This window comes from Agrobacterium genomosp. 2 str. CFBP 5494 (assembly GCF_900013495.1).
Lineage (GTDB): Bacteria > Pseudomonadota > Alphaproteobacteria > Rhizobiales > Rhizobiaceae > Agrobacterium > Agrobacterium pusense.
Genome location: NZ_LT009719.1, coordinates 1,100,624 through 1,119,850 on the forward strand (window position 1 = coordinate 1,100,624; position 19,227 = coordinate 1,119,850).

General features: G+C 57.5%; 18 protein-coding genes and 5 pseudogenes. 12 read left to right on the plus strand and 11 right to left on the minus strand.

The window, feature by feature from the left end; all coding sequences use genetic code 11:
• Positions 1-23: 23 nt before the first annotated feature.
• The 3 genes from AGR2A_RS19870 to AGR2A_RS30145 form a co-directional block, all read right to left on the minus strand.
• A complete protein-coding gene (locus AGR2A_RS19870; RefSeq protein ID WP_072493392.1) occupies positions 24-1,472 on the minus strand; it encodes a glycosyltransferase in 1,449 nt (482 codons plus the stop codon).
• A gap of 10 nt (positions 1,473-1,482) precedes the next feature.
• The gene (locus AGR2A_RS19875) at positions 1,483-2,802 is read right to left on the minus strand and encodes a nucleotide sugar dehydrogenase (protein ID WP_072493391.1); all 1,320 of its coding nucleotides are present in this window, start codon (positions 2,800-2,802) and stop codon (positions 1,483-1,485) included.
• Positions 2,803-3,022: 220 nt separating this feature from the next.
• Entirely contained in the window at positions 3,023-3,721 is a 699-nt protein-coding gene (locus AGR2A_RS30145; RefSeq protein ID WP_080823310.1) for a response regulator transcription factor, read from the minus strand.
• A 225-nt stretch (positions 3,722-3,946) separates the two neighbouring features.
• On the opposite strand from AGR2A_RS30145, the pseudogene AGR2A_RS30150 reads away from it, so the two are divergent.
• Positions 3,947-4,072: pseudogene (locus tag AGR2A_RS30150) on the plus strand (IS6 family transposase); the annotation flags it as partial.
• Positions 4,072-4,158 (plus strand): annotated as a pseudogene (locus AGR2A_RS30455) (IS6 family transposase); the annotation flags it as partial. The pseudogenes AGR2A_RS30150 and AGR2A_RS30455, both read left to right, overlap by 1 nt.
• 433 nt (positions 4,159-4,591) lie before the next feature.
• On the opposite strand, the gene AGR2A_RS30155 reads toward AGR2A_RS30455, so the two are convergent.
• From AGR2A_RS30155 to AGR2A_RS19900, 4 genes and pseudogenes are all read right to left on the minus strand, one after another.
• The gene (locus tag AGR2A_RS30155; protein ID WP_234797339.1) at positions 4,592-4,936 is read right to left on the minus strand and encodes a transposase; all 345 of its coding nucleotides are present in this window, start codon (positions 4,934-4,936) and stop codon (positions 4,592-4,594) included.
• 81 nt (positions 4,937-5,017) lie between these two features.
• Entirely contained in the window at positions 5,018-5,302 is a 285-nt protein-coding gene (locus AGR2A_RS30160; RefSeq protein ID WP_312608557.1) for an IS110 family transposase, read from the minus strand.
• Between the two features lie 7 nt (positions 5,303-5,309).
• Positions 5,310-5,510 (minus strand): annotated as a pseudogene (locus tag AGR2A_RS19895) (RidA family protein); the annotation flags it as partial.
• Positions 5,507-6,469 carry an ornithine cyclodeaminase family protein gene (locus AGR2A_RS19900; protein ID WP_072493389.1) on the minus strand — a complete coding sequence of 321 codons (963 nt, stop codon included), beginning with the start codon at positions 6,467-6,469 and terminating at the stop codon, positions 5,507-5,509. The pseudogene AGR2A_RS19895 and the gene AGR2A_RS19900, both read right to left, overlap by 4 nt.
• Before the next feature lie 171 nt (positions 6,470-6,640).
• Between AGR2A_RS19900 and AGR2A_RS19905 the strand changes: the two are divergent.
• Positions 6,641-6,928, plus strand: a pseudogene (locus AGR2A_RS19905) (helix-turn-helix domain-containing protein); the annotation flags it as partial.
• Between the two features lie 275 nt (positions 6,929-7,203).
• Here AGR2A_RS19905 and AGR2A_RS19910 read toward each other — a convergent pair.
• Together AGR2A_RS19910 and AGR2A_RS19915 are read right to left on the minus strand one after the other, a co-directional pair.
• A pseudogene (locus AGR2A_RS19910) lies at positions 7,204-7,427 on the minus strand (IS3 family transposase); the annotation flags it as partial.
• 23 nt (positions 7,428-7,450) lie between these two features.
• Positions 7,451-8,401 carry an AraC family transcriptional regulator gene (locus tag AGR2A_RS19915; protein ID WP_072493388.1) on the minus strand — a complete coding sequence of 317 codons (951 nt, stop codon included), beginning with the start codon at positions 8,399-8,401 and terminating at the stop codon, positions 7,451-7,453.
• Between the two features lie 96 nt (positions 8,402-8,497).
• Between AGR2A_RS19915 and AGR2A_RS19920 the strand changes: the two genes are divergently transcribed.
• Entirely contained in the window at positions 8,498-9,250 is a 753-nt protein-coding gene (locus AGR2A_RS19920; RefSeq protein WP_072493387.1) for an SDR family oxidoreductase, read from the plus strand.
• Positions 9,251-9,337: 87 nt separating this feature from the next.
• Here AGR2A_RS19920 and AGR2A_RS19925 read toward each other — a convergent pair whose 3' ends face one another.
• Positions 9,338-10,069 carry an SDR family NAD(P)-dependent oxidoreductase gene (locus AGR2A_RS19925; protein WP_072493386.1) on the minus strand — a complete coding sequence of 244 codons (732 nt, stop codon included), beginning with the start codon at positions 10,067-10,069 and terminating at the stop codon, positions 9,338-9,340.
• Positions 10,070-10,150: 81 nt separating this feature from the next.
• On the opposite strand from AGR2A_RS19925, the gene AGR2A_RS19930 reads away from it, so the two are divergent.
• The 8 genes from AGR2A_RS19930 (at position 10,151) to paoC (ending at position 17,654) form a co-directional block, all read left to right on the plus strand.
• Positions 10,151-10,543 carry a winged helix-turn-helix transcriptional regulator gene (locus tag AGR2A_RS19930; RefSeq protein ID WP_022563258.1) on the plus strand — a complete coding sequence of 131 codons (393 nt, stop codon included), beginning with the start codon at positions 10,151-10,153 and terminating at the stop codon, positions 10,541-10,543.
• Positions 10,544-10,714: 171 nt separating this feature from the next.
• Entirely contained in the window at positions 10,715-11,344 is a 630-nt protein-coding gene (locus tag AGR2A_RS19935) for a hypothetical protein (RefSeq protein ID WP_072493385.1), read from the plus strand.
• A 258-nt stretch (positions 11,345-11,602) separates the two neighbouring features.
• A complete protein-coding gene (locus tag AGR2A_RS19940; RefSeq protein WP_072493384.1) occupies positions 11,603-11,914 on the plus strand; it encodes a hypothetical protein in 312 nt (103 codons plus the stop codon).
• A gap of 178 nt (positions 11,915-12,092) precedes the next feature.
• Positions 12,093-12,482 (plus strand): hypothetical protein, encoded by a 390-nt coding sequence (locus tag AGR2A_RS19945; protein WP_072493458.1) that lies wholly within the window; start codon positions 12,093-12,095, stop codon positions 12,480-12,482.
• Between the two features lie 97 nt (positions 12,483-12,579).
• The gene (locus AGR2A_RS19950) at positions 12,580-13,230 is read left to right on the plus strand and encodes a D-psicose 3-epimerase (protein WP_234797346.1); all 651 of its coding nucleotides are present in this window, start codon (positions 12,580-12,582) and stop codon (positions 13,228-13,230) included.
• A gap of 631 nt (positions 13,231-13,861) precedes the next feature.
• Positions 13,862-14,497 (plus strand): aldehyde dehydrogenase iron-sulfur subunit PaoA, encoded by a 636-nt coding sequence (gene paoA, locus AGR2A_RS19955; RefSeq protein ID WP_072493457.1) that lies wholly within the window; start codon positions 13,862-13,864, stop codon positions 14,495-14,497.
• On the plus strand, positions 14,494-15,444 hold the full coding sequence (locus tag AGR2A_RS19960; RefSeq protein ID WP_072493383.1) for an FAD binding domain-containing protein: 951 nt from the start codon (positions 14,494-14,496) through the stop codon (positions 15,442-15,444). Before paoA ends, AGR2A_RS19960 begins: the two co-directional genes overlap by 4 nt.
• A gap of 5 nt (positions 15,445-15,449) precedes the next feature.
• On the plus strand, positions 15,450-17,654 hold the full coding sequence (gene paoC / locus AGR2A_RS19965; protein ID WP_072493382.1) for an aldehyde oxidoreductase molybdenum-binding subunit PaoC: 2,205 nt from the start codon (positions 15,450-15,452) through the stop codon (positions 17,652-17,654).
• Positions 17,655-17,973: 319 nt separating this feature from the next.
• Here paoC and AGR2A_RS19975 read toward each other — a convergent pair whose 3' ends face one another.
• Positions 17,974-19,221 carry a glucarate dehydratase family protein gene (locus tag AGR2A_RS19975; RefSeq protein WP_072493381.1) on the minus strand — a complete coding sequence of 416 codons (1,248 nt, stop codon included), beginning with the start codon at positions 19,219-19,221 and terminating at the stop codon, positions 17,974-17,976.
• Between the last annotated feature and the right edge of the window lie 6 nt (positions 19,222-19,227).

Below are 19,227 nucleotides of genomic sequence, written 5' to 3' on the forward strand. Positions count from 1 at the left end.
TGCGCTTTCCTTGTTGTTTGGGTTCAACTCAGGGCGATTGCGGTCAAAAGCAGCCAACCAGTGGCGACTGCGTGGAGATAGAGGGACGTCAGTGATTTCAGGCGAAGCGACAGCGGCTGTTTCGCGGCACCCTTGCTCGCGGACTGGCGCGTCCATTTCTGCCGGTCGAGACGGAACAGCACGTAAGTCTTGACGGCGGCGCCCACCAGCTGTCCGAAGTAGAGCAGAAACGGGTAGGTGATCGGAAAGCTGGGTCGGAAGCTCATGATCGCCAGGCAGTAGACGTAACGGGTGAACATGACCCATGCGATGTAGACGGCGAGGATCCGCGGGTGAAGGAACAGGGCCGAAACCAGAACCGTTGCAGGACCAAGTAGCGTCGTCCACATCGATACGCGCTGATCGAGAAGCGACCACCAGGTAAAGTAACCGATTCTGCCCGGGCTGAGTGCCAGAGCGCGTCCATTTGTTCGCAGCATGTTGCCGAACCAGCGGACCATCAGCACCACTGCGGAGTGGACGAAGCCGGGTTTCGGCTGCGTTTCCATCGATAGGCTGCTGACATCGGGCAGGTAGAGCATATGCCAGCCGTTCTTCAGCAACCAGAACCATGTCGACTTGTCGTCGCCGGTCAGAAAGGTCACCCGACCAAGCCGCCAGTGATCCATGCTGTCCCGCTCCACCATGCGAATGAAATCGCCGTTGCAGGCGAGCGTCGCCCGGAACACAGACATCCGACCCGTCAGCGTCAGTATCCGCCGCGATAGCCCCATGGAGGACATCATCATCTGGCGCTGGGTGAAACGGAGGTTGAACCAGTCGCGGAAGAGGCCCGGATCGGGAACTTCGCAACGCTCGTCCGTCGTCAGCGCGCCGACCTTTCCATCGCAGAAAAAAGGGGCAGATTTCTCCACGATGTCGATCGGCGGACAGCTGTCGCCGTCCACGAAGATGACGATGTCTCGCTCGCCCGGACACTCGCGGGCGATGATCCGCAAGGATGTTGCAAGCGCGTCGCGTTTGCCGGTCCCGGCGATACGGTCGATGACCAGTCTCACCCGCTCCATGCCGGGTGTGAGATCGTAGATGCTGCGGATCAGACGTTCGTCAGCTGCCTCTACGACTGAAGCGACGACGGTCGATCCACCCCGGGATTCCCTTGCTGCTGCAAAGATGGAACGATAGACCGCGCTCGAAATTTCCGGCTCGATCTTGTAGCTGGTGGCGAGAAAGAAAGCGTGCGTCGGTATGTTCTGCTGCCCGTACAACCGCTCCGCCGTTGCGCGACGGCGCGGGTGAACGAAACGGATGAAGACATGCGCTCTGACGAAGTTGATCGCTCCCCAGCTATACCGCCAGGTTCCGATGAACCCGATCGTCAGCGCAAGGCCGATATGTTTCGAGAGTTCCTCGAATGGCAGAGACAGTACCAGAAGGGTGACCGTCGCGAGATAGAGCGCATGTCCGATCATTGTCGGGGCCTCACCAGCAGATGCCTTCGTAGCGCCCGTTCGAACGCAGGCCTGCCGTCAGCCGAGCCAGATCGACACAGGACTTTTCGGTCACGGCTTCGCTCAGGGAGTCGACCGTTTCGTCATAGCGGTTGCCGATCAGAAGCACGTCCGACGTATCGATCAGTTCGCCGATGCCGCCGACGAGACGATCCTGCAGGTCGGGAATGGAGTCGTTGCCACGCCCGGAACCGGTCATCTGATGCTCGTAAGCTTCCCGGACGCTCGGATCATAGACCTTGAGGTCGTAACCCTTGGCGATGAGGCGGGCGGCGAGATCGGCCAGAGGGCTTTCACGCAGATCGTCCGTGCCAGCCTTGAAGCTGATACCGACGAGACCGACGGACTTTGCTCCGGTGTTTTCGATCATCGTTTCCGCGCGCTCGATCTGGCGGGCGTTTGCGACGAGAACGGCATCGAGAAGCGGCGTGCTGGTGGCCTTGGCCGCAGCCAGATGACGCAGCGCCCGCACATCTTTCGGTAGGCAGGAACCGCCGAAGGCAAAGCCCGGACGCATAAAGTACGGCGACATGTTCACCTTGTGATCGGAGCACAGAACCCGCATGACCTGCTGGCCGTCGATACCCAGAGACTTGGCGATATTGCCGATTTCGTTGGCGAAGGTGACCTTGGTTGCACGCCATGAATTGCTTGTGTATTTGATCATTTCAGCCGTCGCCAGCGAGACGATACTGAGCTCGCAGGGCAGTCCTGCGTTCACTTCCTTCAGCACGTCGAGCGTTGGTTTATCCAGCGCACCGAAGACGATGAGGCCCGGGTTGTAGTTGTCTTCGATGGCCGTGCTCTCACGCAGGAATTCCGGGTAGTAACCCACGCCGAAGTCCACGCCTGCAACCAAGCCAGATGCCTGTTCCAGCAGCGGGATGCAGACAGATTCCATCGTTCCCGGAACGATGGTGGAGCGGATGACCACTGAATGGAAACGACCCTTGGCCGCGATTTCCTTGCCGATCTGGATGCAGGCCTGCTTGACGTAGGCGAGGCCTACGGCACCGTCCGGATCGCTCGGCGTACCCACGCAGACGAAGGAAACGTCGGTGTCGGCGATTGCCTTGGCGATATCGAGCGTTGCACTCAGCTTGCCGAGTTCCACCGTTTTTTTGATGAGGACATCGAGGCCCGGTTCGACGATCGGCGTTTCGCCACTGCTGACTTTGTTGACCTTGTTGGGATCGACGTCTATCGCCACAACATCATGCCCATCACTGGCAAGACACGCGGCTGACACCACTCCCACATACCCGATGCCAAAAATACTGACACGTGCCATCTGGAGAATTCTCCTGTTGAAGATCTTGGTTCGAAACACGCACCGAACACGGCTCTCTTTTCGCGTTCGGCGTGTGTCCAACTTTATGTCAGGGAAAATCCGGCGCAAGTCAGGAAAAAGCGAAATCTTAAGGTTAAATTAACTATATAAATGTCAAAAACAGTAAAGCTTCCGCTACGTAATGCGTACGGGTGGTAAAAATCTTAAAAATTTCTGAATTTTAATTGAGTAGAACCGAGAACCAGCCGCTTCTGCATCCATATTTGACTATTGACACACGAGATCTTAGGTCGAGTTTTTCTGATGCGCGTGCCTTATATGTCTCGACGGTCTTTGTGCTGACTTTGAGTTCGGAAGCAATTTCCTTGGTGCTGAAGCCAAAGGCAAACAATTTCAGGACCATCTCCTCCCGGTGGCTGAGCGGGCCGCTTTCCATATCTTTCGCGTTTGCCGGAGTGGTGTTGAGGGCTGAATAGAAGGAGCGGATATTGGGTTCTCGGATGAGGCCGAATATGCGGCGGCTGATGTAGTTTCCACCGCCTGCGATGATGGTAATCGCGCGCGAAAACTCCATGGCGATGTCGGATTCCAGCAGGATGTTATGGATGCCCGCTTCATAGATCTCCGGCACTTTATCGATGAGTTCGTCTGTCGCGACGCAGATCACCGCTGCATCCGTCCGCGCGCTGCGTAGGCTGCCCCTGACGATGTGAGCGTCGAATTCCGATACCTGACTATTGATACCGACGACAACGATATTCGGCAATGTTCTGACGATGAAGTCGCTTATTCTTTCGAGTTCACGTATTTCATCGACAAAAATCGCGGTTCCACTGAGTGAAACATTGTCGCAAAGTCTTTTTACAGTCTCTCTATTTACTCCGACCGTCGCAACGCGGAGCCTGTTCTGATCAATCATAGAAGTTAAAACTTTCTACCAACAGAAAATATTAAAAGGATCGTCAGTCTTCCGCCAAAGACTGTCGATCGTCATCCATAAGATTTATTCATTTACAAGAGAGCATCGTTATGCTGCATTATTTTTTTCGCGAGTCAACACGTTAAAGTGAGCAATCGCGAAAGGATTGTAATTTGGGCATCGTAAAGTTAACCGGACTTGGAATTGGATATGCGATGAATGGGTATGTCAGACCGTGATCCGCTCTACCGCCGCCACCGTTTCCCAGCTGAGATCATTGCCCACGCGGTGTGGCTCTATTTCCGCTTTCCGCTGAGCTTGCGGATGGTTGAAGACATGCTGGCGGCGCGCGTGATGTCACCGACAAGCTCCGATCTTATGACGCCGCAAGACGAGAGGTCATGCCCGGTGTCGAGCACCGCTCCCACAAAGGTCTTCTGTGGTTGCCGCCCCTGGTGCAAGTAGTTTCTCACTTCATAAGCGTGTGATCGAGTGTAGTCTTCTGTCAGGCCTTTTTGATCTGCGGCACTTTCAGAAGCCGCCGGCCGGTATGGTGATCTGCAGAACAGGGCCAAATCTGAACAGCGAGCTTTTCGCTCGTTCCTTTGTCCTGGCTCCAGATCTGTTCAATCATTGCGCCCATTCAGGTCATCGACTTCTCACACCCCTTTCACCGCCGTTAGCCGATCTGCTGCATATCCATCATGCAGCCGCGGCCACCGCCGGACTCCGATAATCCTCTCCCTTCGTCAGCATAGCCCAGATCGCCAGCGCCATCTTATTGGCCAAGGCGATTGCGACCAGCATCCTCGGTTTCCTTGCCAAGCATCCGCGCCAGCCAATACCCATTCGATTTTACCTTCGCCCCTGTCAGCTCAGTCGCGACATCGCCCCAATAAGCAGAAGCCGGCGGATATCAGCCTGTCCGGCCTTTGAGATGCGTCTAAGCCTTTCCTTGCCGCCCGACGAGTGTTGCCTTGGCACAAGCCCCAGCCACGCCGCGAAGTCTCTGCCGCGCGCGAAGGTCGCCATTTTCGGCGCGAATGCCTCGACGGCCAATGCGGTCAGTGGCCCAATTCCCGGCATGGTTTGCAGCCGACGCGCCACATTGGTGAGCCGAGCCAGTTTCTTTGCCTTACGCGTCTTGGTGTCTATCCGGACTGTCTTCCCTGCGATCTGCTCCAGAAGATCCTGGCACTCCTCTCGTACAAGCATAGGAAGCTCACTGTCCCGATCAGCCAGGATTTCCTCGATGCGCTTGAGCTGGACGAGCCCCTGTGGAACGATGTGACCGTATCAATAGAGTACCGCACGTAGAGAATTCGCCAACTCCGTGCGCTGATGGACCAGACGCTCGCGCCCTCGAAACAGCACGGCATTGGCCTGCTGCTCTGGCGATTTCATCTCGACAAAACGCATTTCTGGACGCTGTGCCGCGACAACGATCGCTTCGGCATCGGCCGCGTCGTTCTTCTGCCGCTTGACGAAAAGCCGGACATATTGCGGTGGGATCAACTTCACTTCATGGCCAAACCGTAGCATCTGCCTGGCCCAATAATGGGCGCTGCCACAAGCCTCCATCACAACGCAGGGCTTCCAGCGAGGCCCGGGTCTGGGCGGCGATATCGCCCCTGACGATGTCGCCCGTCTCAAGATCGACGGGCGGCATGCCGCAGGTGGCGACGATGTTGCCGGAGCGGACAAGCGCCGAGGTAGGCGCGCCCAGCCGGCGGATCACCTCTGAAACCACCGGCACTTCAAGGATTTCGCGTTTGGCCATGTCTTTCATCCTTTTCCGTTCAGCGTTGCGGCCTCATAAACCATGGTGGCCGCCGCAAGATCGGCGAGCGCGGTTCCGACAGCCTTATAAAGCGTGATCTCATCATCGCTACTGCGCGCAAACCGGTTTGCCCAGCAAAGTCCGGCAAGCGTTGACCTGACGCTCTCCTCAGAAAACAGGCCCGCTTCGATCGGCTGAACGAGATCGCCCGCTTCGTGCAGCGCTTCCACCGTATCGATAAAGACCGAGGCGCGGCCTATGGCTTCGTCATCCGCTTCGCGCATGCCGGGCGTGAAGCCGCCGATGAGATCGACATGCGTGCCGGGGCGCAGCCACGCGCCCCGGATGAGCGGGGTGGTGGCGAGCGTCGCGGCGCTGACGATATCCGCCTCGGCAACCGCCCTCTCCAGATCATCGACCACCGCGGCGGCAAGCCCCGATGCCTCGATGGTTTGCGCCAGCCGCTCGGCATTGCCGCGATCGATATCCCAGACCGCCACCTGCTCGAGCGGTCTGACGGCCCGATACGCGTCGGGAATGAGGCTCGCGACGCGGCCGGCGCCCAGTACCAGAAGCCGGCTGGCATTCTTGCGCGCCAGATAATCCGCTGCAACCGCCGACGCCGCAACAGTGCGGCGGCCGGTAATAACATTGCCGTCCAGCGTGGCAAGCTGGATGCCGGTCTGTGCGTCGTAAAGCATATAGGTCGAGGTCAGTCCCGGCAGGTTTCTGTTTGCGTTTCCAGGAAAAACGGTGACGATCTTGATCCCCAGATAACGAGAGGACCGCTGGGAGCCATGCCAGGCGGGCATCAACAGCAGTGTCGCGGCGGCCTCATCTGGCGCATCGATCGTGTGATGGTGCCGGACCGGCATCTCGCAACCTTCCGCGAAGGCGGAAGCAAGCGCTTTGATGAGCCCGTCAAACGGCAAAAGACCGGCCGTTTCCTGTGAATTGATCATAAGCATATGCGCCTCCCTTCAGCTTTCTGGCGGAGGTCAAAATGGCGCAAGTCAGTGCGTTTTATAACGTCGAATTTCGCTATTCTATTTATAGCCTATATGAAGGCAACATAAGCGCATGCCGCAAAGGCGGAATGTCACGCTCCCCGGGTTTGGACGATGCCTGGGAGATTGCGGATGGGATTGATGGCGATGAGCGAGCGCGATCTGCGGCGGATCGAGATTTTATCAAAAGTGATCGCCGGCCGGATGACCATGGTGTCAGCGGCACATGTGCTTGACCTGAACACGTTCCAGGTGCGACGGCTGCTGGAGCGGATACGAACTGGCGGTGCGGCGTCGATCCGGCGCAAGGCGGTCGGCCGGCCATCGAACAATCGGATCAGCGACGGGGTTCGGGATTATGCTATGAAGCTGGTTTGCGAACGTTATCCGGATTTCGGGCCGACCTTGATGGTGGAGAAGAAAATGATTCCCGCCAACGCGGGACTTATCCAGCCGCATTTACAAATCTCCGTGCAATCACGCCCCCGCAACCAAAACAACAATCCAAAACAAAACAGATAAACCACACCCAAAGCCACCCTTCACGCACAAGCACCCGCACTGAAACTTGCAAATTCGCCCATTCAAGTCGCTTCTCAAAAAGCTCCTCCGCGTAGCCGTCGAGGAGCATTTTTTGTTTTTGCTGCGTGTCGATCTCGCCAGCTTCCATGACCTTTGACCTTGCCCCCCAAATTTTATCCAGTGTTGGGTTTGCTCCAACGTTTTTGGGTTGCTGTATTCTGGGAGGTAACGGCGGGTTGCGGTGCGGAGCCATTCCGGCTGCGCAGCACCGCATCACGTCACGTCGCGGGTTGATTGTCTGAGCGAAGAACTCGGCGGGTGTCAGCCACCCGAGTCCGGAGTTCAGTCGATGATCGTTGGAATCGCTGCGCCAGTTTGAAAGCGCTGGTCGGGCGTATTGTCGATAGGCCAACTGCATTGTTATAATTCTGTCAGTGGCCGTAGCAATCGGTTGTCTCCTGCCTCGCCGTTCTGCGCGGCCATACGGGCGTATCGAGCAGGAGGGATGCCGGTGCGTCGGGCAAAAGCCACGCTGAACGTACTTGCTGATCCATATCCCACCCGCTCGGCTACATCGTCGATTGCGAGATCACCACTCCGCAAGAGCTGCCTCGCCAACGCCATACGCCATGTCAGCAGGTATTCCATCGGCGCAACCCCGACTATTCGGTTGAAGCGCGCAAAAAATGCCGAACGGGAGAGCGCCGCCTCTTTCGCCAGATCAACGACGGTCCAGGGATGGCCGGGACGGTCATGCATAGCCCGAAGTGCCGCCGAAAGGCGCTCATCACCAAGCCCTCTGCCGAGGCCCTGTGCAGAATTGGTGTCGGTTGAGGACCGTAGTGCCTCAATCAACAGCACCTCGATAAGTCGTTCCAGAACCGGTTCGCGCGCTGCGCGCCGTTCCTGCGTCTCCTCGTCGATCAACTGCATCAACGTCGCAAGCCGGGGTTTGTCGCGAACCAGAATCACGTCCGGCAACAAAGAAACGAGCAGGGCCGCATCCGGCGTGCCGAAGCTGCAATGTCCGATACGCATTCGTAGTGCGGGTGGGCCGTCATGTGGTCCCACACGAAAATGTCCCTCATTGATCTTTGTCGGAACCGTTGCCGGCAAGTCGGCTGTGGCGTCGGAGCTTTCATTGACGAGATCGCGCATGGCAGGCGCGAGAATGAAGTCTCCGGCCTGCAGGATAAACGTTTGTCGGCCACCGAAAGTGACCCGGCATTGCCCTTCCAGGATGGCACAATAAAACGGCTCGCCTGTGCCCTCACGACGTATACGCCATGCACCGGCGCACTCCACCAGTTTCGAAGCCCGCGCGGCGGGTTGCAGGAGTGTGACGATCTCGGTGAGCGGGTCTGTTGTCATATCCAGGACTATTACTAAAGAAATGAGTAGCTTGGAATATATAAAGTCTTCCTTCGGGTCGCTACCATAATGACACAGCCACTTATGGAGAAAATAATGCCCGCAATTCTGATAACCGGTTGTTCCTCGGGTTTTGGCCTGGAAACTGCAAAACTGTTCCTTGAAAAAGGCTGGGACGTGATCGCCACGATGAGAACGCCCGACGAGAGCTTACTCCCTGCGTCCGGGCGTCTGCGTGTTCTAGCACTCGATGTCACCGTCCCGGACAGCATCTCACAGCTTATGAAGGCAACGGGTCAAATCGATGTGCTCGTCAATAACGCCGGGTTCGGAGCACCATCTCCTGTCGAACTGACTGCATCCCAGACCGCACAGGCACTATTTCAGACGAACACGATAGGCACTCTGGCGATGATCCAGGCCCTCGGCCCGCAAATGCGTCGTCGCCGGGCTGGCGTCATTATCAACGTTACGTCCTCGGTCACACTGAAACCGCTACCGGTCATTGGGGTTTATCGCGCCAGCAAGGCCGCAGTGAATGCGCTCAGCGAGTCCCTTGCGATTGAAATGGAGCCTTTCGGCGTTCGCGTCCACATCGTTTTGCCCGGACGTTCGCCGGAAACGAGTTTCGGCGCCAGTGCCCGCCCACACCTGCGCGGCATGGACGATGCGGACTATGCGCCTCTTTTGCAGCAGTTCGTCAGGAATGTTCAGGACGACAAGGGCCCTGTGACCCACGCGCGCGATGTCGCGGAAGCGATCTGGAAGGCTGCCACCGATCCGTCTGCGCCACTGCGCATACCGGCAGGTGCAGACGCAGCGCTATGGATGGCTGAGGCGGGCCTGTAATCAGCGAAATTGCGATCCGTCGCTTCTCTGTCGAGCCTTTGCTGTACCCGGTCATTCCAGATCGGGTACAGCGCTTCGAATTCTGGCTCAGACCTGCCGCAAGCCGCCATCGACGCACAGTTCGGCACCGGCGATGTAACTCGCCTCATCGCTTAACAGGAACAAGGCAGCTGCAGCCACTTCGGCGGGGCGCGCCATCCGTCCCATGGGAATCGGAGCGACAATGGCCGCGCGCATGTCTGGCTGAACCGCAGCCATCATTTCCGTATCGGTTGGACCCGGTGCGACGACGTTAACGCGTATACCCTTGGATGCCAGTTCTGCAGTCCAGGTTCGTGCATAGGAACGCACGGCTGCCTTGGTCGCAGCATATGTGCCATAGGAAGCATAGCCGCCGCTGTCTGCAATTGACCCGACGAGGACGACCGAGCCGCATTCCCTCATCGCCGGCAGAGCCGCCTGGAAGCCGAAGACCATTCCTCGAACATTAACGTCGAAGTGGCGGTCAAAGTGTTCAGGCGTTATCTCCGTGATCTGGGCGGGCTCGGAAAGACCGGCGTTCAAGACCAGCGCGTCGATACGGCCGTGTTCCCTTCTCACTTTTTCGACCGCCTCCCGCATATCTTCGGGGAGCGCGGCATCGGCGACAATGCCGACCGCACTATGACCGATGGCAGTTGCCGCCTTTTCGGCATCTTCGCTTCGGCGACTGGTGATGAAGACCATCGCTCCTTCGGCCGAAAGCCGCTCTGCAATTGCCAAGCCGATACCCTTGGCGCCCCCGACAATCAGGGCAACCTTGTTACTCATCCGAGCCATCGTAAGTCCTTTCAATTGATGGTCGCTGCATGATATACATTAGATATCTGCTATCAATTACGCACCTTAAGTAGCCTAGATATGGACGAGTATACTGACCTTGAAGCACTTTCTCAGTGCGCCCTTAGAGACATGGCGCAGGTTCGCCCCGTGCTCGACAAGATCGCGGACAAATGGACAATCCTGATCCTGACGGTGATTTGTCCCAGGCCCTCGCGCTTCAACGAGATCAAGCGCCGTCTCGACGGTATCACCCACAAGGCCTTGGCCGATGCTCTAAAGAGGCTTGAGCGGAACGGTCTTGTGACGAGGACCGTCCTGCCGACCCAGCCGGTGGGTGTGGAATATGCGATCACCCCGCTGGGCCATTCTCTGCGGCAACCGTTTGAGGCCCTGTGCTCATGGGCAGTAGCTAATGGCGATAAGGTCGAGGCCGCTGCGCTGCTTTATGACAACAGGGCAAATCATCGCTGATATCGCGATGGCCGCTTGAGCACCTACTGGCCGGAAGGCTCGTCGTTTTAAACCGGAGAGCCATACCCCGGCTAAGCAGGACCTTTCCGATAATCGTAGGCTGGTTCGGATCTGCGGTCGCCGAACAGTTCACCTCGTTGAACGAAAGGAGATCGGCACTATTTAGAAGAGATGCGGAAACTCGAGAAGAGCGATATCGAACTGATCAGGACGTGGATGTTGTCGCCTGCGATGACGCTGGGATCGTCCGTGCGAGCGAAAGGCATTCTGCAGGAAATGCAGGCCCGACTGCCTGCGGCTTTGAAGAAAGCGATCAGCCTGGAGGGCAACGAGATCACGCTCACGATGCCAGCCCGCGACAAAAACGCCTTCGACGCCGCTGCGAGGACCGTGGCAGGCGTGATGATGGAAGCCGAAACTCTTCCGGTGATCCCGCGCGAGATACAGGACATCCTCGCCATCAAGACGAGCGAGCGACATCGCTGGCTCGCGGATGGGCGTCTCAAGAGCGTCGGGACGAGAACCGTGCGGCTGAACGGCCGTGCCCGGCGGATCACCTTCCATGTCTTCGATCCGAAGGTGGTCGAGGACCTTCTCGATCGCGGGGTCGTGGAAGAGTGGCGGGTGGAGGACGCCGAGGCGAAGGCAGAGAAACGACAGAAAGCGGCCTATCAGAGGCGGCTGGCTCGATCGCTCAAAAAGAAGATGACGCCGGGAGACAAGACGGGTCAAAAGGTTGACGAAGGTGCGGCCGACCTTCGTGGATGGGGAGAGTTCGATCGGGATGGGTTCCTTCGGTAGGCAATCGGGCCAAACGTGGTGCCTCTAGCGATTTCGAGAGGCTGTCCCTCCAGCGTTACGGAACGTTCTGTTGTTATCACGCAGCATTAATCGTGGCGCGGGCCTGGGTCGACCTTCGCGGAATGGAAGGTGGCATAGACTTCCGGCCGGGACATAATGGAAGCCGCCCCACCACAATGTGGGAGAAACTTCTGATTGAGGGAACAAACAGGGCAAAATCCCCGTTGCTCGTCAAAATAATTTCTTTGGAGGCGCGTCATGAGACTCAAGCTGGCTTTAAGCGTGGTTCTAAGCGTTACCTTTACGGCGGCAGCGGCGGAAGCGCGGACCCAATTACATCTTTACGGCACCGTTCCGGTGACGGGTCACCATGTACTGGAGATGGCCTATCAGGCAGCCCTCGACAGATGCAGTATCGAACGTTACCCATCATATGGCGACGTGGGTTTCTATGCAGGTGCCTATGGCTCCGCCCAGGTGCGCAGTTGCATGTATCGCAAGGGTTTCGTTTTTGAGAATGGTGAGCCTTTCGCATATCCTGTGAGAAAAGCGACCTACCTTTCATGGTGACGAGATCACGAAACGTCTGACGGCGGAGCGCCTGAGGGTTGCAACCTCGGAGCGAGGCCGTCTTCGTAATTCACAAGTTGCGGATTTCAGGAGCATGTGATTTTTCAGTCGAGTGGCCCGAATCCGTATTGAAAACCGGCGGCAGAGTATCGATTTCAGGGGTAACCTGGAGGTCGAAATGATCTACGTTATTTTCGCGTTGTGCGCGCTCGCGGTAACATTCTTTGCCTGTCGGTATTTCGCCGCCAAGGCTCTCCTTGTCGAACGCGAAATCGACAAAGCCATCGCAAGGCGGTTTGAATCGAGCGGAAAGGTCATCGAACTGGCGAAGCTGCGAGAGGAAAATGCGGTCATGCGTAATCTTCTGCTGGACCTTCTGGAAAACGAAGCCATTTTTCCAGTCCAGTCAGCACCTCCATCGAGGGTCGATTTGCGCAGGATGGGCGCCGCAAAGGTCCAGAGGTATCGCGAAATACTTGCTGAAAGTCGGTACGTCTTGCAACAGCGTGGAGCCAGTGGGGTCTTCGAAGACCACGGCGCATTCAAGGCCGATCAACGCAGGTCTTGATTTTAGGAACAGCTCGCGCAGCTTCCTCGTGGGAGTGCGGTAGGAAGATAACGGCATCATACTCACTGCCGGTATCGGCCCTTCGAAAACGAAAAACCTGTCGTCAGAGGATGCCGCGGTTCGCGCAGCTGGCAAGGCGTTCTTTGAACGCACCCTTACCAATGTCGCCAAGCTCGACATCCATACGATTGGCGGCGGGCTGCACTCCTACTGGCCGATCGACTACTCGCAGCCGGTCGACAAGGCAGGCGATTATGCGCGCGGCGTGGAAGGTATTCACGGCATTGCCGATTTCGCCAATGAACTCGGCATCAACCTTTGCATCGAAGTCCTCAACCGCTTTGAAAACCACGTGCTCAATACGGCTGCCGAAGGCGTCGCTTTCGTCAAGGATGTCGGCAAGAACAACGTGAAAGTCATGCTGGATACGTTTCACATGAATATCGAGGAAGACAGCTTTGGCGAGGCCATCCGCACGGCTGGCCCGTTGCTGGGGCATTTCCATACCGGAGAAAGTAATCGCCGCGTACCGGGCAAGGGCAGGATGCCCTGGCACGAAATTGGCCTCGCCCTGCGCGATATCAATTACACCGGCGCGGTGGTCATGGAGCCTTTCGTCAAGACCGGCGGCACGATCGGCTCCGACATCAAGGTGTGGCGCGATCTGAGCGGCGGCGCCGGTCTCGCGAAAATGGACGAGGATGCGCGCAATGCCCTGGCATTCTCCCGTTTCGTCCTTGGCAGCTGATGCCCCATGGCGCGGATGGAGCGGGATGGCTTGATCAAGCGTGAGCCCCATCCGTGAGACAAGCGGTCCAGTCTGGTATCATTGACGCAGGCGGCACTTGCGCGGTTGCCAGCTGGCCGCGCTTTTTGCGCCAGGGCAATGCGGGACATGACCAAGGGATTATCGCGGGAAGAGGTGGACACACTGGTGTCTTTGCTTCGGCGGGTGCTTGATAACGTAGAGGCACTTGAGGCGTGAGTAGCTCTCCAAACGCCCTTATATGCACATGGGTGACGCATGCAATGCAAGAGGATCACCCATTAGGCCGAGACCGCTCCACAAGGGGTCTCGATCTGCCAGTGCGATTGCCAGAGATTAACGGGAACGGCCTAGGAAGCAAGAGCATGCGGCTCGATCGGGACGACGGCTAAAACCGTTCTTCCAGGATCTGGTGTCAAGAACCGATGTCCAGACCCGCCCCACAATCGGCAAGGAGCGTCGATCTCCTAGCCGGTCCTTTCGCGCTATGAACAAGGCCTATCGGGAACTCCTTCTGCTACTCATTCGTTCACGGGTCAGTTTTCAATGATCCGCGTTCTCGCCCCTTGATGCGAAACCTTTGATTTCTCCAATCGATGAAGTGGAACTGGCCATGCCAGGCACCGGCATATTTGAACTTTCACGCCGAAACTTACTTATATCGTCGGCCGCGACCGTCGCTGCCACCACTGTCACCAGGGGAGCGGCAGCCCAGTCAGGAGGAGAAATCATGAAACACACGTCAAGCGTATCCTTGAAGGTCAACGGACAGGTCCGAGACCTCGATGTTGACAATCGCACGTCCCTTCTCGACGCACTGCGCGAACACCTTCACCTGACCGGAACGAAGAAGGGTTGTGATCACGGGCAATGCGGGGCCTGCACCGTGCTGGTCGGTGGACGCCGCATCAACTCGTGTCTTTCGCTTGCCGTGATGCATGACGGTGACGACGTGACGACGATAGAGGGACTGGGACAGCCCGGCAATCTGCACCCGATGCAGGCGGCGTTTGTCAAGCATGACGGCTTCCAGTGTGGTTACTGTACACCGGGACAAATCTGTTCCTCCGTGGCGGTGCTTGAGGAGATCGCGGCAAACATTCCGAGCCATGTCACGCTGGATCTTAACGCGCAGACATCGGTGAGTGAGGGCGAAATTCATGAGAGGATGAGCGGCAACATCTGTCGCTGCGGCGCCTATTCCAACATTGTCGAGGCCATCGTCGAAGTTGCGGGGACAAAAGCATGAAAGCCTTCACCTACGAAAAGGCCTCATCTATCGAGGCTGCAACCAGGTCCGCCTTTTCGAACTCGCAAGCAAAGTTCATTGCAGGCGGCACCAATCTCCTCGATTTGATGAAACTGGAGATCGAGACGCCGACACATCTGATCGATGTGAATGGTCTCGGGCTCGATACAATAGAAAAGACGTCTGAGGGAGGCCTGCGCATAGGAGCGATGGTTCGCAATACCGACCTTGCCGCCGATCCAATTGTTCGACGTGATTATGGGCTCCTGTCGCGCGCCTTGCTTGCAGGGGCTTCGGGCCAGCTTCGCAACAGGGCAACAACCGCGGGTAACCTCTTGCAGCGAACACGATGTCCATATTTCTACGACACCGCACAGCCCTGCAACAAGCGTTCGCCGGGAAGTGGCTGTTCCGCCATCGGCGGCTTCAGTCGCCAGCACGCCGTGGTGGGTGTGAGTGATAGCTGTATCGCCACGCATCCCAGTGACATGGCCGTTGCCATGCGCGCACTCGATGCCGTTATCGAGACGGTAAAGGTCGATGGTAGCCGCCGATCAATCCAAATCGCCGACTTCCATCGCTTGCCGGGCGATACCCCTGAGATCGAAACGGTTTTGGAAAAGGGTGAGTTTATCACCGCAGTGGTGCTACCGCCGCCAACTGGAGGAAAACAGATCTACCGCAAGGTCCGCGACCGCGCTTCCTACGCGTTTGCTCTGGTCTCTGTGGGTGCAGTCATCCAGCCTGATGGTACTGGCCGGGTGGCAATCGGCGGCATTGCTCATAAGCCGTGGCGCGTGGAAGCTGCGGATGACGAACTCTCAAAGGGAGCGAAGGTCGCAGCGAAAGCTCTCCTCAACGGTGCTCGTCCGACCGAGCAGAACAAGTTCAAGATCGATCTGGTGGAGCGCACACTCGGCGCCGTGATCGCCGAAGCGAGGAGGTAATTGCCATGAAGTTCGATACACCCGCAACGACCAATCCGATCGACCAGCTGAAAATCGTCGGTCAGCCCGTTCACCGCATCGACGGTGAGCTCAAGACAACGGGGCGGGCCATGTACGCCTATGAGTGGCATGATCCGAACCTGGTCTATGCCTACGGTTACCCCGTCGGATCGACCATCGCCAAGGGCCGCCTCATCTCGATGAATATCGAAGCTGCCGAACGCTCGCCGGGCGTGCTTGCCGTGGTAACGACGCTTGACGTCGGCAAACTTGAGAAGGGCAAGTACAATACTGCGATACTTTTCGGTGGCGATGAGATCCAGCACTATCATCAGGCGATTGCCGTGATCGTCGCCGAAACCTTCGAACAAGCCCGCGCAGCGGCAGCTCTAGTAAAGGTGGATTACGCGGAAGAACAGGGTAGTTACGATCTCGCCGAGGCAATGGGTTCGGCAGTCAAGCCAAAAGACGCAGGCGGAGCTCCACCCGATACCGCCGTTGGAGATTTCGAAGGGGCGTTCAAGTCCGCCGAGGTGACATTGGACGAAACCTACACAACGCCGGACCAGTCACATTCGATGATGGAGCCGCATGCCTCCATCGCTGCCTGGAATGGTGACGAGCTGACGGTCTGGACTTCCAGCCAGATGATCGACTGGTGGCGGTCCGACCTTGCAACGACGCTTGGTGTCGACAAGGAGAAAATCCACCTCATGTCGCCGTTCATCGGCGGCGGCTTTGGCGGTAAGCTGTTCCTGCGTGCCGACGTTGTTCTGGCCGCGTTCGGCGCGAAGGCAGCAAGGCGGCCTGTAAAGGTGGCGCTGCCGAGGCCTTTCCTCGTCAACAACACGACGCATCGTCCAGCAACGATCCAGCGCATCCGCATTGGTGCAGCTCGCGATGGAAAAATAACGGCAATCGCCCATGAAAGCTGGTCGGGCGATCAGCCCGATGGCCAGCTTGAAACGGCTGCCATGCAGACGCGGCTTCTCTATGCCGGTGAAAACCGCATGACGGCGATGCGGCTGGCGACGCTGCACCTTCCCGAGGGCAACGCCATGCGCGCACCCGGGGAGGCACCCGGACTGATGGCGCTCGAGATCGCCATCGACGAGATGGCCGAAAAGCTCGGAATGGATCCAGTGCAGTTCCGTATCCTCAACGACACACAAGTGGATCCGGAAAAGCCCGGACGTCCGTTTTCGCATCGCGATCTTGTCGGTTGTCTCAAGCTCGGAGCAGAACGGTTCGGCTGGCCGGGGCAAGCTCAACCCGGCTCTCGTCGCGAAGGCAACTGGATGATCGGTTCCGGTGTTGCGGCTGCGTTCCGCAACAACCTTCTGGTGCCATCGGGCGCTCGCGTCCGTCTGGACAAGGAAGGGGTCGTCACCGTCGAAACCGACATGACGGACATAGGCACGGGGAGCTACACGATCATCGCCCAAACCGCGTCGGAAATGATGGGCCTACCGATTGATAAGGTCGCCGTGCAGCTTGGCGATTCTCGCTTTCCCGTATCTGCAGGCTCCGGCGGGCAGTTCGGCGCGAACTGCTCGACCTCAGGCGTCTACGCAGCCTGTGTCAAGCTTCGGGACGCTATCGTCAAGAAGCTGGGCTTCAACGAACAGGACGTCGTCTTCGAAGATGGTCAGGTCCGTTCCGGTTCGCGTTCGGTTCCGCTGGCCGAAGTGGCGGGTTCCGAAGGGCTCGTCGCCGAAGACACGGTCGAGTGGGAAAAGCTTTCAGACAGTCATCAGCAATCGACTTTCGGAGCGCATTTCGTGGAGGTGGGCGTCGACGTTGCCACGGGCGAGACGCGGATTCGCCGGATGCTTGCGGTATGTGCCGCCGGCCGCATTCTCAATCCGATCACGGCCCGCAGCCAGGTGATTGGTGCGATGACGATGGGCGCCGGTCTGGCGTTGTCAGAGGAACTTGCCGTCGACACCCGTCGCGGGTTTTTCGTCAACCACGACCTCGCTGGCTACGAGGTGCCGGTTCACGCGGACATCCCGTACCAGGAAGTCGTGTTCATGGATGAGACTGATCCAGTTTCCTCGCCAATGAAGGCGAAGGGTATTGGCGAACTCGGACTATGCGGAGTTTCGGCAGCGATCGCGAACGCGATTCATAACGCAACCGGCATCCGCCTGCGACACTATCCGATGACCTTGGACAAGCTTATTGGGGGCCTGCCAGACGTTGCGTAACTCCGCCATGCCCCTGGAATTCACCATGCTCAAGCCGCTTGGCGTCTGTTCAGGTTCAACATCGTCAATCACAAGATGATCCGGAAGGCGGGGTCAAAACGACGCTTATTTTCCTGCCAGTGGGCGCGTGGGTAGATTTGCCAGGATACGCGAGCTCGTCATCAATGGTCCGCCCTACGTCGCCGCCTGATTGATTGCCGAGACAACAGTTCGAATTCTTGGCTTACTCCATGGCGTGCTTGCGACGCTAACGGTCGCAGTGCAAAGCCACAGTCCGGAAACCGCCATGCGGATCAGATGTCGCTCAACATTTGGGCAGTCACCACCGCGGCACGCGACGTTCGTAATCTGGTTCAAAGAGCTTCATGTAGGCCGTGTCATCCCGCTCTTTCATGGCCGTCTGTTCGTACAAACCAGCGAATACTGACAGTTTGTGTCGATCTAACGATATCCCCAATCCTGGATTCTTTGGCACCTCCAGGCTGCCGCGTTCGAAGACAAAAGGGACTCCTTCAGTCACATCAACACCAGTCCAGGGAAAATGCGTATCGCACTCGTAGCTTAGATTGGGTGTCGCCGCAGCGACATGGGTCATAGCAGCGAGCGTGATCCCAAGATGCGAGTTGGAGTGCATCGACACTCCGAGCCCCAATGTCTCGCAGATTTTGCCGAGATGCGTTGAAGCACGAAGACCGCCCCAATAGTGATGATCGGACAAGACGATTTGAACGGCGTTCTTTCGGAAGGCTCGAGCAATCTGGTCAAACTCAAGGACGATCATGTTGGTGGCGAGCGGAATTGACGTGGCCGCTGCGACCTGTGCCATCTGGTCCATACCGATGACAGGATCTTCGAGATACTCCAGAACGCCTTCCAATTTGCGCGCTATGTAGATAGCGGTGTCGATGGTCCACCCCCCATTGGGGTCGATCCGCAAAGGGTGATCTGGAAAGGCTTCGCGCAGTTTCAGCATCGTCTCGATTTCGAGATCGGGATGCAAAACACCCCCTTTGAGCTTCAGTGACTGGAAACCGTATTTATCCACCATCCGTCGGGCTTCCCCGACCATCTGGTCTGGCGTCAGCACTTCCCCCCATTCGTCCGGTTCTTCTCCAATATGAGCGGCGAATTTGAAAAACAGATAGGCGCTGAAGGGAACCCTGTCGCGAACCGCACCACCAAGCAGGTCACACACCGGTCGCCCGAGCAGCTTGCCCTGAATATCGAGGCATGGAACTTCAAACGCCGAGGCGACAACGTCCGTCAGTTTGTGGTCGGCAACGGCGCTTTTTGCATTGATGCCACCACCACCTGGCAAAGCGGCAAGGACCCGTGCCTTCAATTCGTGAAGGTGAAACGGATCGAGACCGATCAATGATGGAGCCGCACGTCTTAGACCGTCCAGTGCTTTGATACTCCCGTAGCTCTCTCCCAAACCAACGGTGCCGTCATCACAGGTGACTTCAATGATGGTTCTCAGGGCGTGAGGCTGGTGAACACCCTTGCAGTTCAGCAATGGTTTGTCGGGAATGGCAACCGGCGTTAGTTGAATGTCGGCAATACGCATAAGTAC

Excerpts from the sequence above, each read along its gene's own strand:
- AGR2A_RS19870 (WP_072493392.1), bottom strand. The coding sequence starts at position 1,472 with ATGATCGGACATGCGCTCTATCTCGCGACGGTCACCCTTCTGGTACTG.
- AGR2A_RS19930 (WP_022563258.1), top strand. The coding sequence starts at position 10,151 with ATGGACGAGTATACTGACCTTGAAGCACTTTCTCAGTGCGCCCTTAGA.
- AGR2A_RS19960 (WP_072493383.1), top strand. The coding sequence starts at position 14,494 with ATGAAAGCCTTCACCTACGAAAAGGCCTCATCTATCGAGGCTGCAACC.
- AGR2A_RS19875 (WP_072493391.1), bottom strand. The coding sequence starts at position 2,802 with ATGGCACGTGTCAGTATTTTTGGCATCGGGTATGTGGGAGTGGTGTCA.
- AGR2A_RS30145 (WP_080823310.1), bottom strand. The coding sequence starts at position 3,721 with ATGATTGATCAGAACAGGCTCCGCGTTGCGACGGTCGGAGTAAATAGA.
- AGR2A_RS19975 (WP_072493381.1), bottom strand. The coding sequence starts at position 19,221 with ATGCGTATTGCCGACATTCAACTAACGCCGGTTGCCATTCCCGACAAA.
- AGR2A_RS19935 (WP_072493385.1), top strand. The coding sequence starts at position 10,715 with ATGCGGAAACTCGAGAAGAGCGATATCGAACTGATCAGGACGTGGATG.
- AGR2A_RS30155 (WP_234797339.1), bottom strand. The coding sequence starts at position 4,936 with ATGCTTGTACGAGAGGAGTGCCAGGATCTTCTGGAGCAGATCGCAGGG.
- paoC (WP_072493382.1), top strand. The coding sequence starts at position 15,450 with ATGAAGTTCGATACACCCGCAACGACCAATCCGATCGACCAGCTGAAA.
- AGR2A_RS19920 (WP_072493387.1), top strand. The coding sequence starts at position 8,498 with ATGCCCGCAATTCTGATAACCGGTTGTTCCTCGGGTTTTGGCCTGGAA.
- AGR2A_RS19900 (WP_072493389.1), bottom strand. The coding sequence starts at position 6,469 with ATGCTTATGATCAATTCACAGGAAACGGCCGGTCTTTTGCCGTTTGAC.
- AGR2A_RS30160 (WP_312608557.1), bottom strand. The coding sequence starts at position 5,302 with ATGGAGGCTTGTGGCAGCGCCCATTATTGGGCCAGGCAGATGCTACGG.
- AGR2A_RS19940 (WP_072493384.1), top strand. The coding sequence starts at position 11,603 with ATGAGACTCAAGCTGGCTTTAAGCGTGGTTCTAAGCGTTACCTTTACG.
- paoA (WP_072493457.1), top strand. The coding sequence starts at position 13,862 with ATGCCAGGCACCGGCATATTTGAACTTTCACGCCGAAACTTACTTATA.
- AGR2A_RS19925 (WP_072493386.1), bottom strand. The coding sequence starts at position 10,069 with ATGGCTCGGATGAGTAACAAGGTTGCCCTGATTGTCGGGGGCGCCAAG.
- AGR2A_RS19915 (WP_072493388.1), bottom strand. The coding sequence starts at position 8,401 with ATGACAACAGACCCGCTCACCGAGATCGTCACACTCCTGCAACCCGCC.
- AGR2A_RS19945 (WP_072493458.1), top strand. The coding sequence starts at position 12,093 with ATGATCTACGTTATTTTCGCGTTGTGCGCGCTCGCGGTAACATTCTTT.